Below are 20250 nucleotides of genomic sequence, written 5' to 3'. Positions count from 1 at the left end.
CTTTTTTGTTTTAATCTATAGGCATTAAGCTTGAGCTGAATAATCTGTTCTTGTTAAGGGCGTTTACTTCGCGATCTGTATTCCACCATGCAGTTTTACATTGACCACGACTGGCAAGAAAACATGGCTACCCCGCGCGCCAAGGTCGGTGAGCGGGCAAAAACACATTTGCTGATCCTGCTCTGTGCCATCTGGTTGTGCGTGGGCCTGATAGGGCATTCACCCTGGAAGCCGTTCGAGTCGCAGACGGCCAGTATCGTCCAAAGCCTGTTTGAACATCCGTTCCTGTCCATGCAAAGCTGGACCGAAGGCTACTGGATTGCGCCAGTATCGGCAGGCCACCCTGCCCTGGAAACCCCGCCCTTGTTTTACTGGGTCGCAACTGGTTTTGCGCATCTGCTCTCCCCATTTTTACCTATACATGATGCAGCCCGACTGAGTGTTGGTGTCTGGATGTTGCTGACACTGATCATGATGGGCTTGAGTGGGCGGGAGCTGTGGAACTTTGGTGTTGGCAGACAAACCAATTTCATTTTCATAGGTTGCCTGGGGTTGGTGGTGAGCGCACACACCATGATGCCGGCCGTGGCGGCTTTGAGTGGCATCACCATGGCGTTTTACGCCCTGGCACTCGTCATCCGCAAGCCATTACGTGCTGCAGGTTTGCTAGGAGCAGGCTTGCTGATCTCATTTCTGGCGGGTGGCGTATTGCCTGCACTCACCATTATCGGGACGACGGCTTGCCTGCTGCTATTACCTGCCATTCGTCAACATCGCGCACAATCCCAGGCCTTACTGGCAGGCGTGCTGCTTGCAGTACCTGGCATCTGGCTGTGGTGCTCGCTATGCCAGCAATGGGCCCCCGAACTTTGGCAGACCTGGTGGCAATCGCAATGGCAAGTGCAACTCCCGACAAAGCATGCTTATTTTGTCCGCACCTTGGCCTGGTATGCCTGGCCAGCACTCCCTTTTGCCATGTGGGGCGTTTGGCGCTTTCGCCAGAGCGTGCTGAGCACCTACCGCTTTCAATTGGGACTGATCTTTTTTACCGTAGCCTTTGTACTGATCGGCTTTTATAGCGACCGCAGTGAAGTGAATGCCTTGCCCTTGCTGGTCCCGCTGACCGTGCTGGCAGCTGGCAGCATAGAAACGCTCAAACGTGGCGCAGCAGGTGCCTTAAACTGGTTTGGATTGATCTTGTTTGGCCTGTTGATTGCCATTGCCTGGCTGGGTTGGTGGGCCATGCTCAATGGCACCCCCGTCAAACTGTTTCAGCGTCTGAGCTACCTGTCCGGCCTGCAAATGATTCCATTCAGCCTGCTCTACGGTGCGATTGCGGTAGCCGTGACCCTGATCTGGTTGTCCATTGTCTTGCGTTCCAAACACTCCAACCGATCCAGCGCCACGAACTGGGCCATCGGCATGACCTGTGCCTGGACCGTATTCATGAGTCTCTGGCTCCCGATGATTGAAGCGGCGCGAACCTATCAGCCCCTGTTTGAAGACTTGCGCAAGCATTTGCCCGCGCATTACCAATGTATTTATGCGCAAAATATAGGCAGCTCGCAAGAGGAGTTATTGCACTATCATGCCAAGATACGCCTGCAAACCCAGGCGACTGCAAAACCGGCAGACTGTGATTTGTACCTGATTGAAGACCAGCCTGGAAAACGCCACGTGTTGCCCGGGGATGAATGGCGCGTCATTTGGGAGGGGGAACAGACCCGCCAGAATCGCGAGTCTTTCAGATTATTACAGCGACACCACAAGTAATACAGAAAACGGCGACCAGAACTTCAGGTCACCCTGTTCACTTCAAGACAATTTTACATATTGCTGCACGGCCGCAATCACTTGCGGATGCAAGCCTTGCCCCTGATGTTGCTGCACATGGCTGACCAGGCTGTTGATCATGACCGAATTCCAGAATTTTTTCAGGTGGCTGGCAATTTCACGTTTGGCTTCCTCGCCATCAGGATTTGCCTCAAAAAAATCGCCAATCTGATTAGCCATTTTAATTAACTTTTCGACATCCATCTCTCTACACGCTTTCCAGTGACTATCAAGCTTAGCTTGTTTGGCCAAGCTCACCACTATACACAACACATTGGCCTGCTCTGGCAAAGCCAACCAGTAAAAAACCATATTCCTTGGCCAGGTTGACGGCGAGGGCGGTGGGCGCAGACATGGCCACCAACACCTGACCACCGGCCATCGCCACTTTCTGTACCATTTCATAACTGGCGCGACTGGTCGTCAGCACCCAATGATCCAGCCAGCATGCAGACCAGTCGACTTGCTGGCGCAACAAGCAACCGATCAGTTTATCCAGCGCATTATGCCTGCCGACATCTTCCCGCACGCACACAATGTTGCCCTGTTTGTCGGCAAGTGCTGTGGCATGCGTTGCGCCTGTCATCTGTTGCAGTGGCTGCTGTGATTGCAAGCCAGCCAGCGCGGTGGCTATCACGGCCGCATCCAGTCTGGTGGGCGCTGATGCCGTCATGCCAGGCTGCTTGAATACTTGTTGCAAACTTTCTGCACCGCATAAGCCACAACCCGTGCGGCCAGTCAGATTACGGCGCTGCGCCTTAAGCAAAACAAATTGTTCTGTGGCTAATTCTATGTGCAGCTCAATGCCTTGTAATTGACCATCGTCATCCTCAATCGCTTTCGCCTCTACACCATAAATCTGCTTGCGCGCAGTAATAATGCCTTCGGTAAACGAAAAGCCATAGGCAAAATCTTCGAGGTCTGCCGGCGTGGCCATCATAACCACATGCGATATCCCGTTGTACACAAACGCAATCGGGACTTCTTGCGCCAAGGCGTCGGCGACCACAGTCACTTCGCCCTGACGCCAGCGCGTCACCGCCAGCGTCGTGACTGCCTGCTCAGCAGGCTGCACCGGCATTTCCTGATAGGCTGACAGGCGACATTGCGCCTCAGCCTCCTTAATGACCTCGCTCATCAGGAAACAACCGTCTGCGGATCCATGCCGGACAACTCAATTTGGGTATCGCTGAATGAACGATACTGTTTCTGCCAATCAGACAACTGGCTCACCTTGGACACCTGTACTGCCGTGACTTTGTACTCTGGGCAATTGGTCGCCCAATCCGAGTTGTCGGTGGTAATGACATTGGCACCGGACTCAGGATGGTGGAAGGTGGTATAGACCACGCCAGGTTGTACCCGCTCGGTAATCTTGGCGCGCAGCACGGTCTGCCCGGCGCGGCTGGTAATTCCCACCCAATCGCCTTCAACAATCCCGCGATCCTCAGCATCGTGCGGATGAATCTCAATCACATCCTCATGATGCCAAACCACGTTTTGTGTGCGTCGAGTTTGTGCACCCACATTATATTGCGACAGGATACGGCCGGTGGTCAGGATCAATGGGTATTTCTGGTTGACGCGCTCGGTGGTAGGCACATATTGAGTAACAAAGAACTTGCCCTTGCCGCGCACAAACGCATCCACATGCATGGTCGGCGTCCCCTCTGGCGCCTCGTCATTGCAGGGCCACTGGATACTGCCCAACTCGTCCAGTTTCTTGAAGCTGACCCCAGCAAATGTAGGGGTCAAGGCAGCGATTTCATCCATGATCTCGCTGGCATGGGCGTAATGCATGGGGTAACCCAAGGCGGTCGAGAATCTGGCAGTAATCTCCCAATCTTCCATCCCATTCTTGGGGGTCATGACTTTACGCACTGGGGAAATGCGGCGTTCGGCATTGGTAAAGGTCCCGTTTTTCTCAAGGAAGGACGCGCCCGGGAAGAATACATGCGCGAATTTGGCAGTTTCGTTCAGGAACAAGTCCTGCACAATCACACATTCCATATTCTCCAGTGCATGGGTCACGTGCTGGGTGTCAGGGTCTGACTGGGCAATATCCTCACCCACGCAATACACCGCCTTAAAACTGCCTTCAGCGGCCAAGTCCAGCATATTGGGAATACGCAGCCCGGGGTCAGCGCTCAGTTTAACGCCCCATGCCTGCTCGAACTGCGCCCGAGTTTCATCATCAGACACATGACGGTAGCCAGGAAACTCATGCGGCATGGAGCCCATGTCACAAGAGCCTTGTACATTGTTTTGACCACGCAAGGGATTCACACCCACGCCTTCACGCCCGACATTGCCGGTTGCCATCGCCAGGTTGGCTATGCCCATCACCGCGGTCGAACCTTGACTGTGCTCGGTGACCCCTAACCCGTAGTAAATTGCCGCATTGCCGCCGGTGGCATACAAGCGTGCAGCTTCTCTCACCTCGTTGGCAGGCACGCCCAATTCTTTTTCCAATGCTTCTGGAGAGTTTTCAGGCTTGGCAGCAAAATCACGCCAGGCCACATAAGAATCCCATTCGCAGCGCGCTTTAACAAAGTCCTCTTGCACCAATCCTTCAGTCACAATCACATGTGAAATGGCTGAAATCATGGCCACATTGGTCCCAGGCCGCAGCTTGAGATGGTAGTCGGCACGAATATGGGGAGAATTAGCAACCAGGTCGATTTCACGTGGATCGACGATAATCAACTTGGCCCCTTCACGCAGACGGCGTTTCATCAGTGAGCCAAACACCGGGTGACCATCGGTAGGGTTGGCCCCCATGACGAAAATCACATCTGATTTCATCACGGAATCGAAGGTCTGTGTACCTGCGGACTCCCCCAGGGTTTGCTTGAGGCCATAGCCAGTCGGGCTGTGGCACACACGGGCACAGGTATCGACGTTATTCACACCGAACACGGCACGGATCAGTTTTTGTGTGACATAGACTTCTTCATTGGTGCAACGACTGGAAGTAATTCCGCCCACGGCCTCTTTGCCATAGGCTTGCTGGATACGCTGAATTTCACTGGCGGCATAATTAATTGCCTCATCCCAGCTCACTTTTTGCCAGGGATCATGAATACTCTTGCGTATCATGGGCGTAGTAATGCGATCCGCATGCGTCGCATAGCCCCAGGCAAAGCGGCCTTTGACGCAGCTGTGACCATGGTTGGCCCCGCCTGCTTTGCTCGGCGTCATGCGGACAACCTGCTCACCTTTCATTTCTGCATCAAAACTGCAACCAACGCCGCAATAGGCACAAGTCGTTGTCACTTTGTGCTCAGGCGTGCCTGCCTCAATCACGGTTTTTTCCATTAATGTGGCGGTCGGACAGGCTTGCACACACGCACCACAGGAGACACATTCTGACTCCAGAAAGTCTTTGTTGCCTGCAGAGACCTTGCTGTCAAAGCCGCGACCTTGAATGGTCAAGGCAAAGGTGCCCTGCGTTTCTTCACAGGCCCGCACGCACCGTGAACAGACAATACATTTGGAAGGATCAAATGTGAAGTAGGGATTGGACTCATCTTTGGCCTGGCCCAGATGATTTTCGCCTTCGTAGCCATAGCGGACTTCACGCAAACCAACCGCACCTGCCATGTCCTGCAACTCGCAATCCCCATTGGCGCCACAGGTCAGACAATCCAGCGGATGGTCAGAAATATATAATTCCATGACGCCCCGGCGCACATCCGCCAATTTAGGAGTTTGCGTCTTCACCTTAAGCCCGGGGGCGACTGGCGTCGTGCAAGAGGCCGGATAGCCGCGACGGCCTTCGATCTCGACCAGACACAGCCGGCAGGAACCAAACGGCTCCAGGGAATCGGTAGCACAGAGCTTGGGCACGGTGACGCCGCCCAACTGCGCCGCATGCATGATAGAACTGCCCTCGGGCACAGTAACATCCACCCCATCGATATTGAGGGTCACCATCACTGCGCTGTCTGATTTTGGCGTACCGTAATCCTTGTCTGGGTCATACTTGAGGGATTGCGGCTGCGAAGAGGAATACTTGATATCGTCCATAATAATGTCCTTTGCTGCCTAGGCTGCAGCCTCTTTACCACTTAATCCAAAGTCTTCAGGGAAATGGTTCAATGCGCTCAAGACCGGGTAAGGCGTCATCCCACCCAAGGCGCACAGAGAACCGTTAAGCATGGTGTCAGACAAATCACGCAACAAATGCACTTGCTTGGCGCGATTGTTGCCCAGCATAATCTTGTCCATCACCTCTACGCCACGGGTAGAGCCGATCCGGCATGGCGTACATTTGCCGCAGCTTTCCTCGGCGCAAAACTCAAAGGCGTAGCGTGCCATTTTCGCCATATCGACACTGTCATCAAAAGCAACGATGCCGCCGTGACCGAGTACCGCCCAGATTTTGCCAAACTCTTCATAATCCAGTGGCGTATCAAACTGACTCTCTGGTAAATAGGCCCCTAGCGGGCCGCCGACTTGCACGGCGCGAATCGGCCGCCCAGTCGCTGAACCACCACCATAGTCGTAGAGCAATTCGCGCAAGGTCGCACCAAATGCCAGCTCGACCAGGCCGGTGTGTTTTAAATTGCCCGCCAGCTGGATAGGCAAGGTGCCACGTGAACGCCCCATGCCGTAATCCGCATAGTATTGCGCACCCTTATCCAGAATAATCGGTACGGTAGCCAGCGAGATCACGTTATTGACAATGGTCGGCTTGCCAAACAAGCCTTCAATGGCGGGCAATGGCGGCTTGAAGCGCACCAGCCCTCGCTTGCCTTCCAGGCTTTCCAGCAAAGAAGTCTCTTCGCCACACACATAAGCGCCTGCCGCACGGCGGACCTCCAGGTGAAACGTACGGCCTGAGCCCTGAATATTCTCGCCCAGATACCCGGCAAGATTGGCCTTGCGGATCGCCTCATTCAGTGTTTTCAAGGCATGTGGATATTCACTGCGCAAGTAGATATAGCCCTGCGTTGCGCCGACCGCAATGCCGGCGATGGTCATGCCTTCAATCAGCACAAACGGATCGTCTTCCATGATCATGCGGTCAGAATAGGTGCCAGAATCGCCCTCATCCGCATTACAGACGACGTATTTTTGTTCAGCGGGCGCATTGAGCACGGTGTTCCACTTGATGCCGGTCGGAAAAGCGGCACCACCCCGGCCACGCAAGCCTGAGTCAGTCACCGCTTTGACTATGTCAGCGCCGGACATGGTCAGCGCATTTTTGAGTCCTTGATAGCCATCATGCGCGAGGTAGTCCTCAAGAGACAATGGATCAGTCATCCCCACGCGGGCAAAGGTCAGTCGTTGCTGTTTTTTGAGCCAGGCCAGCTCTTCAGTCAAGCCGAGATATAAGGGATGAGCTTTCGCCTGGTCTGCCAAGGGCTGAGTAAACCCGGCATCAAACAAGCCTGCGACGTCTGCGGGCGACACCGGGCCAAACGCGACGCGCCCTTGCGCACTCTCTACTTCTACCAGAGGTTCCAGCCAGAACAGGCCACGAGAGCCATTACGCACCAGCGTAATCTCGAGGCCTCGCGCGTGGGCTTCCTGGATGATTTTTTTCGCGGTACGCTCAGCACCCAAAGACAGTGCTGTCGAGTCGATTGGGACATAGATCTTAACCATGACATACCTCGGCAATCAGTTCAGTCACTTTTTGCGTATTCATGCGGCCATAGACCTCTTCATCGAGCATAACGGCCGGGGAACAGCCGCAATTACCCAGACAATAGACCGGGAGCAAGGTCAGTGTGCCGTCAGCGGTGGTTTGATGATAGTCCACGCCTAGCCTTGCTTTTAATTCGGCTTCAAGCCTCTCTGAACCCATGGCCTGGCAGGATTCCGCGCGGCAGACTTGCAACACATGCTTGCCGACCGGATGCGTACGGAAATGATGATAGAAACTCACCACGCCGTGCACCTCGGCCACCGAGAGCGCCAGGGCTTTGGCAATGTCAGGATAGACGGTTTCCGGCACATAGCCAATATCCTCCTGAATCGCATGTAGCAGAGGCATTAAGCCGCCCGGTACATGCTGGTGTGCTTGAATATGCGCTTGAATTTGCGCATGCTGTTCATGGCTTAATGTGTTATCCAAACCGACCTCACATCTTAACGAGTTACAATTCAGTTACATTCTATCACCCTGGCATCATATCCTCTATTTATGCCTTGTTAAAGCAAAAAAAGGGCATAAAATGCTGATTACTTTAAATTTTAATGATTGCAATGCATACGCCAGCCACTCTGCCCACCCAATTGATCGACCAGTTTGGCCGACAGGTGGACTACATACGCCTGTCGATTACTGACCGCTGCGATTTCCGCTGCCAATACTGCATGGCAGAGGACATGACGTTTTTACCCCGTCACGAGGTCATGTCACTGGAAGAGTGTGCACGCTTGGTTAAATTGTTTGTCCGTATGGGCGTGCGTAAAGTTCGCATCACCGGCGGCGAACCGCTGGTGCGCAAAAATGCACTGTGGCTGTTTGAGGAAATTGGACATTTGCCCGGTCTGGAGGAGTGCGTCATTACCACCAATGGCAGCCAACTGGATAAATACGCGCAGGCATTGAAGGCGGCAGGCGTCAAACGCATCAATATTTCCATCGACAGCTTGCAGGCTGACCGCTTCAAGGCGATCACCCGGGTAGGTGAGTTATCCAAAGTGCTGGGCGGTCTTGAAGCGGCCATCGCCGCCGGTTTTGAAAACATAAAGCTCAATTCGGTATTGATGCGCGGCATCAATGATGATGAAGCCGAAGCCCTGGTGAACTTCGCCATTCAAAAACGCATAGATATCAGCTTTATTGAAGAGATGCCCTTGGGCGAAGTGGCGCATGACCGTGAACAGAGCTGCGTCAGCAATAAAGACACCCTGGCACTGCTTAAAAGTAAGTTCTCACTGACGCCGAGCACCCATCAAACAGGTGGCCCCGCGCGCTACTGGCAGGTCAATGGCCAAGCGACCAGAATCGGCTTTATTTCACCGCATAGCCACAATTTTTGTGAAAATTGCAACCGGGTACGCATTACCTGCCAGGGAGAATTATTTTTATGCCTGGGCCAGGACCATCAGGTGAATTTATTGCCGCTGTTGCGTGCGCATCCCGACGATGACCAGCCACTAATAGAAGCGATTTTGCACGGCATGCACATCAAACCCAAAGGCCATGACTTTGATTTACAGCGTGCAGGACCCGCTGTGATCCGTTTTATGTCGCACACAGGTGGTTAATGCAGATTACCGCAGTGATTCTTGCCGGGGGGCGTGGCTTGCGCATGGGGGGCGTGGACAAAGGTCTGGTGGATTACCAGGGCAAACCACTGGTCGCACATGTGCTGGAGCGCATCCAGCCGCAAGTGAATCATGTCATCATCAATGCCAACCGCCATCTGGACGAGTACCAGCGTTTTGGCATCCCTGTGGTCGCCGATGCCAATGACCAATTTGACGGGCCTTTGGCAGGCATGCAAGCAGGGATGCATCATGCCAGCACCGAGTGGATTGTGAGTGTCCCCTGCGATTCGCCGCTGCTGCCGCTGGATCTGGTCAGCCGCCTCAAGACTGCCCTGGAACAAACACAACACCTGCACAAGCAAGCCAATGGGCTGGCCATTGCACGCAGCCAGAGTGGAACACACCCCGTTTTCTGCCTGATGCCACGCGCCCTGCGCGAGCATTTGGATCATTTTCTCGAGCAAGGCCAGCGCAAAGTGAGCGCATGGCAAGCGCAACATCCACATGTATTCGTGAGCTTTGAAGATGAGCAAGCGTTTACTAACATTAATGAACGGCCATCATCATCGCTATGAACCAGACACCAGATTTATTACGTCAATTGGCCTACGACCCGGCGGGCGCAGAGGATTATGACCCCAATGCCATGTCGGTATCGCAAGCGCGACAATACATTCAACAATTCCTGACGCCTGTGCAACAGACCGAACGCCTTTCGATTAAACAAGCCTTGGGACGGGTGCTCGCCAGCCCTATTGCCTCTACACTCAATGTGCCAGGTCACAACAATTCAGCCATGGATGGCTTTGCTTTCAGGCTCGCTGAAGCCTCGCAGCCATTGCGTATCGTCGGCACGGCGTTTGCCGGCAAGCCTTTTAACGGCAAGATTCCTGCGGGCGGCTGTATCAAAATCATGACCGGGGCAGTGATTCCGGCAGACGCTGACACCGTCGTGATGCAAGAGCATGCAACAGTGACCGGCGAGCATGTCAGCATCCAAAAACTGCCTGGCAAAGGCGCCAATATTCGTCTAATGGGTGAAGACATCGCTATCGGACAAACCGTCCTTGCTACTGGCCACACGTTGCAACCGGCAGATATGGGCTTGCTCGCCTCGCTGGGTGTCGCAGAGATTGAGGTTTACCGGCGTCTTAAAGTGGCCTTTTTTACCACGGGCGATGAACTGGTGAGCGTCGGCCAGCCCTTACAAGCCGGACAGATTTACGACAGTAACCGCTATAGCCTGTGGGGCATGTTGCAAGCCCTGGGCACAGAGGTGGAGGACCTGGGCAATATTGCCGACAATCCCCAAGCCTTGGAGCACACTCTATTGCAAGCCGCCGCCCGCTTTGATGTGGTTATCACCAGTGGCGGTGTGTCCGTGGGGGAAGCGGACTTCATGAAACAACTGCTCGCCACCCATGGTCAGGTGCTGTTCTGGAAAATCAACATGAAGCCAGGGCGACCGCTGGCTTATGGCAAGCTGGGACAAGCGCATTATTTTGGCTTGCCCGGCAATCCGGTCGCCACGATGGTAACGTTTTACCAGTTTGTGCAAACGGCGTTAAAAACCTTGATGGGAAGCCATGAGCGCGTACAACCTTCCTTCAAGGTCGCGTGCGTGAGCCCGATTAAAAAGGCCGCAGGCCGCACCGAATTTCAGCGCGGTATCCTGTTTAAGGACGGTACAGACTGGAAGGTAAAAACCACAGGCGAGCAGGGCTCCGGTATTTTAAGCAGCATGAGTCAGGCCAATTGCTTTATCTTGCTCGATGAAGCCTCAGGGCCGCTACCCGCAGGCAGTTGGGTTGAAGTACAACCTTTCACCGGCATTTTCTAAGGCATCCTTGTATCTGCAAGCTGGCAAGAAGATTCAAAAATAGCTTATAGTGTCGGCTTGCGTTGGGGGTCATCAAAAGGGATATTGGCGTGCAAGCCGTTTTAAAAGAAACAAAACAATTCAGTCATTTATTAGAGTGGTGCCTGATTGCCTCACTCCTGATACATGCCTTGATCATGTTTACCCTACCCAAACCTGATTACGACCTGCCGCCCCCAAACAAGCAAGAAATACGGATTGAGCTGGTCAAACCAGAACCACCCGCTGTCACGCCCGCGCCACCTGCACCAGCAGAACCTGAAGTGGTCAAACCCACCCCTCCCAAACCGCAGCCACAGCCTCCAAAGCTAGAACCCAAGCCCGTAGAGCAAAAACCTGTGACGCCGCAAAAACCGTCGCCTATGCCAGAGCAAGCGGTAGAAACACCCCGCCCCGTAGTGGAATCACCAGCCCCGGCCGTGATTGCCGCCAAGCCCAGCGTCAGTGAAACCAAGTCTGAAGTCGTGGTACCGCCCCCCGCGCCCCCTGTGCCACCAGAACCAGTCAAAGCCTCTGGGCCCAGCGAAGGGGATATTGACGCCGCGCGTAATGCGTTTAGAAGTGCGGCGCATAGGGAGCTGAAGAAAAACCAGCGCTACCCGCGGATTGCGCAAGACAGAGGCATAGAGGGCGATGTCAAATTAAGCATCAGCATTGACGATCATGGCAATATCACCAATATTGAAGTCGTCGAGTCCAGCGGCAACAAAGCCATTGATGACGCAGCCTTGGCGGCAGCGCAAAAATCGCAGCTGAAACCGCATTTTCATGAAATACTACGTGGCAGAATCAATAACATTATTGTCACGGTCAGCTTCAAACTGTCCAGTTAGGTGCACATGCTGTTCAAGCGCAAGCAGACAAGCTCCTCTCCCCATTGGCAACACGACAAGCCGCTGCGCTTATTATTGCTTTTTCATGACATCTATTTTATTGCACTGATCGTCCTCGCCGTCGCCAGTGGCGCTTATGGCATCTATTTGTGGGACAAAGCCTCCAAACAATCCCAGCGCATCAATGTCGTGATCCAGGAAATCTACCTGGTACGTGGCGACCTTTACCGGCAAATGAAAGAGTTGTTTGATGCATTTTTTTTGCAAGAGACGAATGCGCTCAATGAATACAACCAATACACCACGTCGATTCTGATCCATATGGAGCGCCTGCAGTCGATCGCGCTGGACCAGGAAGAACGTGATGCCTTGATGGAGATTGAGCACAAATACCGCAACCTGGTGAATGAAGCACCTGCGCTGTTCTATCGTTACCAGAACAATCCCGACCGTAATGCCCAGAAGTCGATTTATCAGGATATTGAAACCGGCATCTTCAAGCATTATGAAGAGGTGTCCAAGCGGGCAGAACGCCTGCTCATGATCAAGCAAGGTGAAATCAAGCACAGGCTGGATGAAGCCAGGAGTAACTCCATTGCCGTTTTGTCTTTGCCGCTGTTACTGGCTTGCGTACTGATTGTCTATTCCAGACGCATCCTCAAAGAGTCTATCGTGCGCCCGATAAATGACATTATGCAAGCCACCAATGCCATCAGTGGCGGCAGCCTCACCCATCAGGTGCCAGAAGCTGGCGCCGAGGAGCTGGCGATGCTGTCACGCGAAATCAATAAAATGGCCGAAGACCTGGCCGCCAGCCGCGATGCCCTGGTCAAGAGCGAGAAACAGGCGGCACTTGGCCTGTTGGTGCCTATGCTGGCGCATAACATCCGCAATCCCCTGGCGAGTATCCGCGCTACTGCGCAGGTCATCGATGACCCGCAGCTGGACAAGGACACCATGGAATCGATTCAAGGCATTATCCATACCGTAGACCGGCTTGAGCGCTGGACCGGCAGCCTGCTGTCTTATCTGCATCCGATCAAGCCTATGCTTAATCAGCTGCGGCTATCCAATATCGTTCAAGGTGCGGTCACTACCTTGCATCCCAAACTGAATGAAAAGCAGATCAGGCTGCAAGAAAACAGTGACACGGTGCAACAATTGATTTTGACCGACGAGCATTTATTGGAACAAATGCTATACAACCTGCTTCTAAACGCGACAGAGGCTTCTCCCAAAGGCGCCGAGATTCAGCTGCAATGTGCGCTACATGATCACCTGCTAACCCTGGTGATTATCGACCAGGGGCCAGGCATGCCGTTCAAGCCTGATCCGCATGCACTGACACCGGGCCCCACCACCAAACGGTTCGGCACGGGTCTCGGCATTCCTTTTGCATTTAAAGTTTGCGAAGAGCTCGGCGGGAGCATGTCTTTTGAAAGTGGCGCAAGCACAGGTACCCGCATTACCATCTTATTACCGCAATAATCATCCACCTCTCGTGAGATGCTTGATCGCAGGCGGTGAATATGCGATTTGTGCTTGCTTAATTTTGTATTTTTATCAACAATGTGATTAAGTGATAGCGATGTCAACTATGTTAAATTCACCTGTTCCAGAACTCAGCTTACCAGCGACCTCCAGCCTGCAATTCAATAGCAAAGACTATTTGGGCAAGTTCCTCGTCCTGTATTTCTACCCCAAGGATTCCACCCCAGGCTGTACCACGCAAGGGATGCAGTTCCGTGACATGCATGCCGCATTTCTCGAAGCCAATGCCATCATTTTCGGCATTTCGCGTGATACGCTCAAATCGCACGAAAACTTCAAGGCCAAATACAGCTTTCCCTTTGAATTGATCTCGGACAGCGATGAAATCGCTTGCCAGGCGTTTAATGTGATCAAAATGAAAAACATGTATGGCAAACAGGTTCGCGGCATTGAGCGCAGTACGTTTCTGATCAACCCACAAGGCATCATTGTGCGCGAATGGCGCGGTGTCAAAGTCGATGGTCATGCCGCTGAGGTATTAGCCAGCATACAGTCTTCCCACTCATAAAAGTGATTTTCTATGGCCCGTGCTCCACAAACCAAGCTTTTTGTCCTCGATACCAACGTTTTGATGCACGACCCTTCGTCGCTATTCAGGTTTGAAGAGCACGACGTCTACCTTCCCATGGTCACCCTGGAAGAGCTGGACAACAATAAAAAAGGCTTGACCGAAGTTGCACGTAACGCGCGCCAGGCCAGCCGTTTTCTTGAAGAAATCATGGGGGGCAATGAAACAAGCAATCTTGAGGAAGGCTGTCCGCTTGCCATTCAAGGCAACCGTCATTTAACGGGCAAGCTGTTTTTCCAAACCGAACATGTGCCGACGGATTTACCAGGCCTCGCTGGCAGCAAGGCAGACAATCAGATCATCAGCGTGGTGCTGGCACTCAAAAAACAACACACCAAACGCAATGTCATCCTGGTCAGCAAGGATATCAACATCCGCATCAAAGCCCGTGCCATGGGCGTGGCGGCAGAAGATTACTTTAATGACAAGGTACTGGAAGACAGCGACATGCTGTATACCGGCCTGCGCGAACTGCCTGAAAACTTTTGGGACTTGCACAGCAAGGACATGCATTCATGGCAAGAATCTGGCCGCATGTATTACAAAGTCAGCGGGCCTATCGTCAAGTCACTGCTAGTAAATGAATTCGTGTTTTATGAGTTCAACAAACCGTTTCACGCCATTGTGCGCAAGATTGAAGACAATACCGCCATTCTTGAAGTGGTGCAGGACCACATGAACCCCAAACACAATGTGTGGGGCATCACTGCGCGCAATCGTGAGCAGAACTTTGCGCTCAACCTGCTGATGGATCCCAACATTGATTTTGTTACGCTGCTGGGGCAGGCCGGGACGGGTAAAACCTTGCTCACCCTCGCCGCCGCCCTGACGCAAACCCTGGATAAAAAACGTTATTCTGAAATTATCATGACCCGTGTGACGGTACCGGTCGGCGAAGATATTGGCTTTTTACCTGGCACGGAAGAGGAAAAAATGGCGCCATGGATGGGTGCCCTTGAGGACAACCTCGATGTGCTCAACAAAACCGATGAAGATGTGGGTGAGTGGGGCCGTGCAGCCACCCAAGACCTGATTCGTACCCGGATTAAAATCAAATCGCTGAACTTCATGCGTGGGCGTACCTTTCTCAACAAATTTCTGATCATAGACGAAGCACAAAACCTCACCCCCAAACAAATGAAAACGCTGATTACGCGGGCCGGACCGGGCACCAAAGTGGTCTGTCTGGGCAATATTGCCCAGATTGATACCCCCTACCTGACGGAGGGCAGCTCGGGATTGACCTATGTGGTTGACCGCTTCAAGAACTGGGCGCATAACGGGCATATTACCCTGGTACGTGGTGAGCGCTCACGTCTGGCAGACTTTGCGGCAGAGGTCTTGTAGACAGTCGTCTGCTCGCTTCTTATGGTCAAAGGCTTCTATACCTTACTGATTGCCCAGTTTTTGTCGGCAATCGCAGATAATGCTCTGCTGTTTGCTGCGATTGCCCTGCTGGCAAAGCTTAACGCACCCAGCTGGCACGAACCACTTCTACGCGAATTTTTCGTGATTTCCTATATCGTGCTCGCGCCTTTTGTCGGCCCCTTTGCCGATGCGCTGCCCAAAGGCCGGGTCATGTTTTTAAGCAATGGGTTGAAGTTTATCGGTTGCCTGATGGCACTGGCGGGCGTGCCGCCCCTGTATGCGTACGCTGTGGTGGGGATAGGTGCTGCCGCTTATTCGCCAGCGAAATATGGCATTTTGACGGAAATGCTGCCATCGCATTTGTTAATCAAGGCCAACGCATGGATGGAAGGCACCACAGTCACCGCCATTATTCTGGGGCCGGTCTTGGGTTCTACGTTATCTGCCAACAATCCATACATGGGCATAGCCTGCATCATGTGCCTATATTTGCTGGCCGCAGCGTTCAACTACTACATTCCCAAAGTACCGATTGACCACAAAGTAGCGCAAAAAACGCTCTGGTTTTTACTCAAAGATTTTTGGCATGCCTTTATGACGCTGTGGAAAGATCCGCAAGGCCAGGTCTCGCTGGCCGTCACCACTTTGTTCTGGGGCGCCGGGGCCACCTTGCAATTCGTGGTATTACAGTGGGCAGATGTCAGATTGGGCTTCTCTCAGCAACAAGCGACTTATTTGATCGCCATCCTTGCCGTTGGCATCGCCATCGGCTCAATCATCGCTTCCAAGTATGTCGAGCTGGAGAATGCCGTGAAAGTGTTACCGGCAGGCATTTACATGGGGATTCTGGTGATGAGCATGATGGTGATCCACAGCCCCATTCTGGCAGGGATCCTGCTATTTGTGATTGGTGTGCTTTCAGGCTATTTTCTGGTGCCGCTCAACTCCTTATTACAACACAGGGGCCATCATTTACTCGGCGCCGGGCACTCGATTGCCGTACAAAATTTTAACGAGAATATAGGCATCTTGCTGCTGTTGGGCGCTTACACCTGGATGGTAGGCGCCAAGCTAGACATTAATACCATTGTGGCCATCTTCGGGGTATTTATTATTTTCAGCATGTCATTGATCACACTGGTTTATCGCAAACATATCCGGCGATAAGCGCAACGCAGCTTTGATACAATCAACAAAAAAGGGCGCCTGAGCGCCCTTTTTGCTCTCTAGCGATCAATGCAATTTGACATGTGGCTCGGTACGTCTTGAGATAATACGACCGATGGTATGAACAATCACCGCCAGCACACCGTGCAATGCCATCAAGTGCATCTTGTACAAGGAACGGTACATCACGCGTGCGAACAAGCCCTGAATGTACATGCTGCCCCCCGCCACGGCACCCATCAAGCTGCCCACGGTAGAGTATTTGCCCAAATTGACCAGTGAGCCGTAATCGGTATAGTGGAACTCTGGCAGCGATTCTTTACCAGCCACACGCGCCTTTACCGTCTTGAGCAGCAGCGAAGCCTGCTGGTGTGCCGCTTGCGCACGTGGAGGTACCGTCGCGTCATGCCCCAGCCATGGACAGGCTGCACAATCACCAAACGCAAAAATATTCGTATCACGAGTGGTCTGCAAATGCTGATTCACCACCAGCTGGTTAATGCGGTTGGTTTCCAGCCCATCGATATCCTTGAGGAAATCCGGTGCTTTGATGCCAGCCGCCCACACTACCAACTCCGCAGGAATCGTACGGCCGCTGTGCGTCGTGATGCCTTTGGGAGACACCTCAGTCACACGCTCGCCAGTAAACACATTCACCCGCAGTTTACGCAATTCAACATCGACCGCATAAGAAAGCTTGGGTGGTAATGCTGGCAAAATACGGTCACTTGCTTCAATCAGAGAAATCTTGACGTCACGATCTGCATCAATTTTATCCAGACCATAGGCGGCGAGCTCACGCGTAGTATTGTGCAGTTCAGCCGCCAACTCGACACCCGTCGCCCCAGCGCCCACAATCGCCACTTCAAGCTGACCGGGTTTTAATGGTTCAGGCTGTGTTTGTGCACGCAATAATGCGTTGTGCAGATAGCGATGGAATTTTTGCGCCTGCGCCTGGGTATCCAAGGCAAGCGAATACTCACGTGCCCCTTTAATGCCAAAATCATTGGTTGTACTACCCACCGCGATAATCAGGGTATCGTATTTGAATGAACGGCGCGCAATAATTTCATTCCCATCTTCGTCATGTACCGGCGACAAAAACACTTCACGTGTTGCACGATTCAGCCCATCCATCCGGCCCAGCCTGAACTTGAAGTGATGCCAATGTGCCTGTGCCAGATACTCCAGCTCATGGCGATCCGGATCCATACTACCCGCTGCAATTTCGTGCAACAGCGGCTTCCAGACATGGGTTCGCGTTGCATCAATCAACGTGATCCTTGCTTTTTTCTTTTTGCCCAAGGAGTCACCCAACTTGGTCGCCAATTCAAGGCCACCTGCACCACCACCTACAATAATGACATGGTGTAAATCATTTTCGTCAGTCACGCTCACATTAATCCTTCAATAAAAAAGCGCGCCTGCCGTACTGCCAAGCGCGCACAACACCTCAAATAACACGACTATTCGTTACCAGTAATTTTGGCATGACTACGAATAAAAGCGATGATTTTCAATACATCGTCAGGCTTCAAACCATCATCTGGCGCCATCAAGCCAAAACCTTTTGCACCCATGCCACCATTGGTGCCATGCCAGATCGTTTCAAACATGCCTTTATTGGTTGCATTCTTCGCATAACGGAAATTCTCGCCAATCAAACCAGGCCCGACAGCGCCTTCACCATGACCACCATGACAAGCAACGCAAGAGAACAGGTTAAACTTTTTCTTGCCTTCTTTAATCGCCTCTTCGTTACCAATATAAGGGTTTTTACCCGTCGCCAAAAATTCTTTCGCAGCAGGTGTATCAAACATTTTATGGTCAATTTCCATAGGTTGACCATCTTGGGTGGTGACAAATTGTATCGCCTTGATATCGCCACCTTCTGCTGAAGCGCCAGCAGATTGCCCACCGTTGTTACATGCCGCCAACATTGCTGCCAGCAATGTCGTCAATAATAAACTTCTCATCGTTACCCCCAGGTTTTATATAGTGTTATTCCTTAAAATCCTGCCATGTCTATTATTATTTTAGCTTCACACAGCACGCTTTAATTGTGCCATAAAAACAAAAAACGGTCACCTAAGTGACCGTTTTTATTCGTAACGAGTTATTCGTTACCTGTCATGCCTACGTTGCTATTACTACGCACAAAGGCAATCACTTTCAATACTTCATCTGGTTTCAAACCATCATCTGGCGCCATCAGGCCAAAACCTTTAGCACCCATACCACCGTTGGTACCGTGCCAGATGGTTTCGAACATGCCTTTGTTCGTTGCGTTTTTAGCGTAACGGAAGTTAGCACCGATCAAGCCTGGACCCACAGCGCCCTCACCTTTACCACCGTGACAGGCAACACATGAGTACATGTTGAAAATCTTTTTACCTTTTTTGATAGCGTCTTCGTTACCGATGTATGGGTTTTTACCAGTAGCCAAAAATTCTTTGGCAGCATCTGTATCGAACAAAGCTTTGTCAATGTTCAAGGTGGAACCGTCTTGAGTTGCTGAAAAAGTGATATCAGCCATTGCGCCTGTGGCAAATGCCATCAAGGAAATCAACAATGCTGATTTAAGTGTGTTGCCTAACATGTTTTCTCCTAATCCTAAACAAAATGAGCGGCGACAAGTGGTAAACCAAACAATTACCGCATGCTCATTTAACGAATCGTTCCAGAAACGGTTGACGAATAATTCATTAATAATGACAGAATTTATCACACAGCCATCTCAAAACAAGCCAACGATTTTACTGTGTTTTTTTTTCCTTGTCATTAGCAACTGTCTGTTTATAAAACTTTTTCAACAGTACTGTTATTTTTTATACACACTGTCGCCTTCAACAACTGGCACGGTGGGGATACCATAATCCTTAAGAATCGCATCAATCTTGTCTTTGTTGCGCTCTAAAGCTTCATTAATCATTTTGATGCGGTCTTTGTCCTTCATACGGACAGCTACTGAAATATTCCAATACTCCTTACCTTTGAGGTTGACTTTGTTGTACTCAGGAATCAAGCGCATTTCCAGCGGGACTTTGGAATTTTTAACGTAGTAACCAGCGATAGGACCCCACATCACAGCGACATCAATATCGCCTTTGACCAAATCATCAATAATGAAGCTGGTTGGCAAATTCAGATCGCGCTGCAAACGGTAAGGACGCGCATTAGTCATCAAGTTGTAATCATTGAGCGGGATAGTCGCTGGGCTCTTGTCAACAATCCCGATAATGCCTTTTTTCAAATCTGGCGAATCCCAGTTGGTAATGTCGTAATTGCTGTCTTTGCGCCAGACAAATACATGTCCTGAACGATAGTAGGGTTTGGACGTTCTCAACCCATCGAAGTCTGAGGTCATACCGATGATCACATCACATCGCATCGCATTGATGGTATTACGTAGAAACCCTTGACGGTTATAAGCATATTGGAAGCTCAGCTTCTTGCCCAGGTCATCGGCCAGTACTTTTGCAATCTTGTCTTCAAATCCTTCCAGCTTCAAGTTAGAGTAAGGCATATTATCGGGATCAGAACAAACCTTGAACTCTGATTCATCAGCCACACGACGTACTTCACCGATCCGGCCTTCATCCGGGTTGATTGAAGGGATTTCGATCTCCTCAGCAGACACCCATGATTGCGTTGCCAACACCAATCCCACCGCACCCAGCATATTCCATATTTTCATTTTGATTTCGTTCCTTTTTGTGATTGTTTCCTGTCGTTTTTTGAACTTAATCATATGCAAAAGTTCGATGAATTCACGACAAACTCAATCATCTTATCGCGAATACGTATTGATTTGTAGGGAA

The 20250-nt window shown here is 51.7% G+C and carries 18 protein-coding genes; 9 read left to right on the top strand and 9 right to left on the bottom strand.

The window, feature by feature from the left end; all coding sequences use genetic code 11:
* Window positions 1–87: 87 nt before the first annotated feature.
* A complete protein-coding gene (locus ACT53D_RS12430) occupies window positions 88–1773 on the top strand; it encodes an ArnT family glycosyltransferase (RefSeq protein ID WP_476156474.1) in 1686 nt (561 codons plus the stop codon).
* A gap of 42 nt (window positions 1774–1815) precedes the next feature.
* Here ACT53D_RS12430 and ACT53D_RS12425 read toward each other — a convergent pair whose 3' ends face one another.
* The 5 genes from ACT53D_RS12425 to ACT53D_RS12405 are packed head-to-tail and all read right to left on the bottom strand — an operon-like array spanning window position 1816 to window position 7918.
* Window positions 1816–2013 carry a formate dehydrogenase subunit delta gene (locus tag ACT53D_RS12425; protein ID WP_476156472.1) on the bottom strand — a complete coding sequence of 66 codons (198 nt, stop codon included), beginning with the start codon at window positions 2011–2013 and terminating at the stop codon, window positions 1816–1818.
* A 55-nt stretch (window positions 2014–2068) separates the two neighbouring features.
* Complete coding sequence (fdhD, locus tag ACT53D_RS12420) at window positions 2069–2971, bottom strand: formate dehydrogenase accessory sulfurtransferase FdhD (RefSeq protein ID WP_476156470.1); 903 nt, start codon at window positions 2969–2971, stop codon at window positions 2069–2071.
* Window positions 2971–5862, bottom strand: coding sequence for a formate dehydrogenase subunit alpha (gene fdhF, locus ACT53D_RS12415; RefSeq protein ID WP_476156468.1), 2892 nt, complete (start codon window positions 5860–5862; stop codon window positions 2971–2973). The genes fdhD and fdhF overlap by 1 nt, the downstream gene beginning before the upstream one ends.
* Window positions 5863–5880: 18 nt before the next feature.
* A complete protein-coding gene (locus tag ACT53D_RS12410; RefSeq protein WP_476156466.1) occupies window positions 5881–7446 on the bottom strand; it encodes a formate dehydrogenase beta subunit in 1566 nt (521 codons plus the stop codon).
* Window positions 7439–7918, bottom strand: coding sequence for a formate dehydrogenase subunit gamma (locus tag ACT53D_RS12405; RefSeq protein WP_194749169.1), 480 nt, complete (start codon window positions 7916–7918; stop codon window positions 7439–7441). Before ACT53D_RS12405 ends, ACT53D_RS12410 begins: the two co-directional genes overlap by 8 nt.
* A 131-nt stretch (window positions 7919–8049) precedes the next feature.
* On the opposite strand from ACT53D_RS12405, the gene moaA reads away from it, so the two are divergent.
* From moaA to lplT, 8 genes are all read left to right on the top strand, one after another.
* Window positions 8050–9060, top strand: a complete 1011-nt coding sequence (gene moaA / locus ACT53D_RS12400) for a GTP 3',8-cyclase MoaA (protein WP_338656345.1) — start codon at window positions 8050–8052, stop codon at window positions 9058–9060.
* Window positions 9060–9638 (top strand): molybdenum cofactor guanylyltransferase MobA, encoded by a 579-nt coding sequence (mobA, locus tag ACT53D_RS12395; protein ID WP_338656344.1) that lies wholly within the window; start codon window positions 9060–9062, stop codon window positions 9636–9638. Before moaA ends, mobA begins: the two co-directional genes overlap by 1 nt.
* Window positions 9635–10903 carry a molybdopterin molybdotransferase MoeA gene (gene moeA / locus ACT53D_RS12390; protein ID WP_476156463.1) on the top strand — a complete coding sequence of 423 codons (1269 nt, stop codon included), beginning with the start codon at window positions 9635–9637 and terminating at the stop codon, window positions 10901–10903. Before mobA ends, moeA begins: the two co-directional genes overlap by 4 nt.
* A gap of 89 nt (window positions 10904–10992) precedes the next feature.
* Entirely contained in the window at window positions 10993–11775 is a 783-nt protein-coding gene (locus ACT53D_RS12385) for a TonB family protein (protein ID WP_313988547.1), read from the top strand.
* Between the two features lie 6 nt (window positions 11776–11781).
* Window positions 11782–13263 carry a sensor histidine kinase gene (locus tag ACT53D_RS12380; RefSeq protein ID WP_379073419.1) on the top strand — a complete coding sequence of 494 codons (1482 nt, stop codon included), beginning with the start codon at window positions 11782–11784 and terminating at the stop codon, window positions 13261–13263.
* A gap of 109 nt (window positions 13264–13372) precedes the next feature.
* Complete coding sequence (locus tag ACT53D_RS12375; RefSeq protein ID WP_194749399.1) at window positions 13373–13834, top strand: peroxiredoxin; 462 nt, start codon at window positions 13373–13375, stop codon at window positions 13832–13834.
* A 12-nt stretch (window positions 13835–13846) separates the two neighbouring features.
* Window positions 13847–15241, top strand: a complete 1395-nt coding sequence (locus ACT53D_RS12370) for a PhoH family protein (protein WP_194749163.1) — start codon at window positions 13847–13849, stop codon at window positions 15239–15241.
* Between the two features lie 21 nt (window positions 15242–15262).
* Complete coding sequence (gene lplT, locus ACT53D_RS12365) at window positions 15263–16429, top strand: lysophospholipid transporter LplT (RefSeq protein ID WP_194749162.1); 1167 nt, start codon at window positions 15263–15265, stop codon at window positions 16427–16429.
* A 66-nt stretch (window positions 16430–16495) separates the two neighbouring features.
* Here lplT and ACT53D_RS12360 read toward each other — a convergent pair whose 3' ends face one another.
* The 4 genes from ACT53D_RS12360 to ACT53D_RS12345 all read right to left on the bottom strand — a co-directional run bounded on the left by ACT53D_RS12360 (window position 16496) and on the right by ACT53D_RS12345 (window position 20126).
* Entirely contained in the window at window positions 16496–17821 is a 1326-nt protein-coding gene (locus ACT53D_RS12360) for an NAD(P)/FAD-dependent oxidoreductase (RefSeq protein WP_379073418.1), read from the bottom strand.
* Between the two features lie 74 nt (window positions 17822–17895).
* A complete protein-coding gene (locus ACT53D_RS12355) occupies window positions 17896–18405 on the bottom strand; it encodes a c-type cytochrome (protein ID WP_228518896.1) in 510 nt (169 codons plus the stop codon).
* Window positions 18406–18545: 140 nt separating this feature from the next.
* Entirely contained in the window at window positions 18546–19028 is a 483-nt protein-coding gene (locus ACT53D_RS12350; RefSeq protein WP_194749160.1) for a c-type cytochrome, read from the bottom strand.
* A 222-nt stretch (window positions 19029–19250) separates the two neighbouring features.
* Window positions 19251–20126, bottom strand: a complete 876-nt coding sequence (locus tag ACT53D_RS12345; protein ID WP_194749159.1) for a quinoprotein dehydrogenase-associated putative ABC transporter substrate-binding protein — start codon at window positions 20124–20126, stop codon at window positions 19251–19253.
* Between the last annotated feature and the right edge of the window lie 124 nt (window positions 20127–20250).

This window comes from Methylophilus sp. DMC16 (assembly GCF_056314045.1).
Note: the sequence above shows the minus strand (reverse complement) of the source record. Positions and strands in the feature narration are given on the sequence as shown.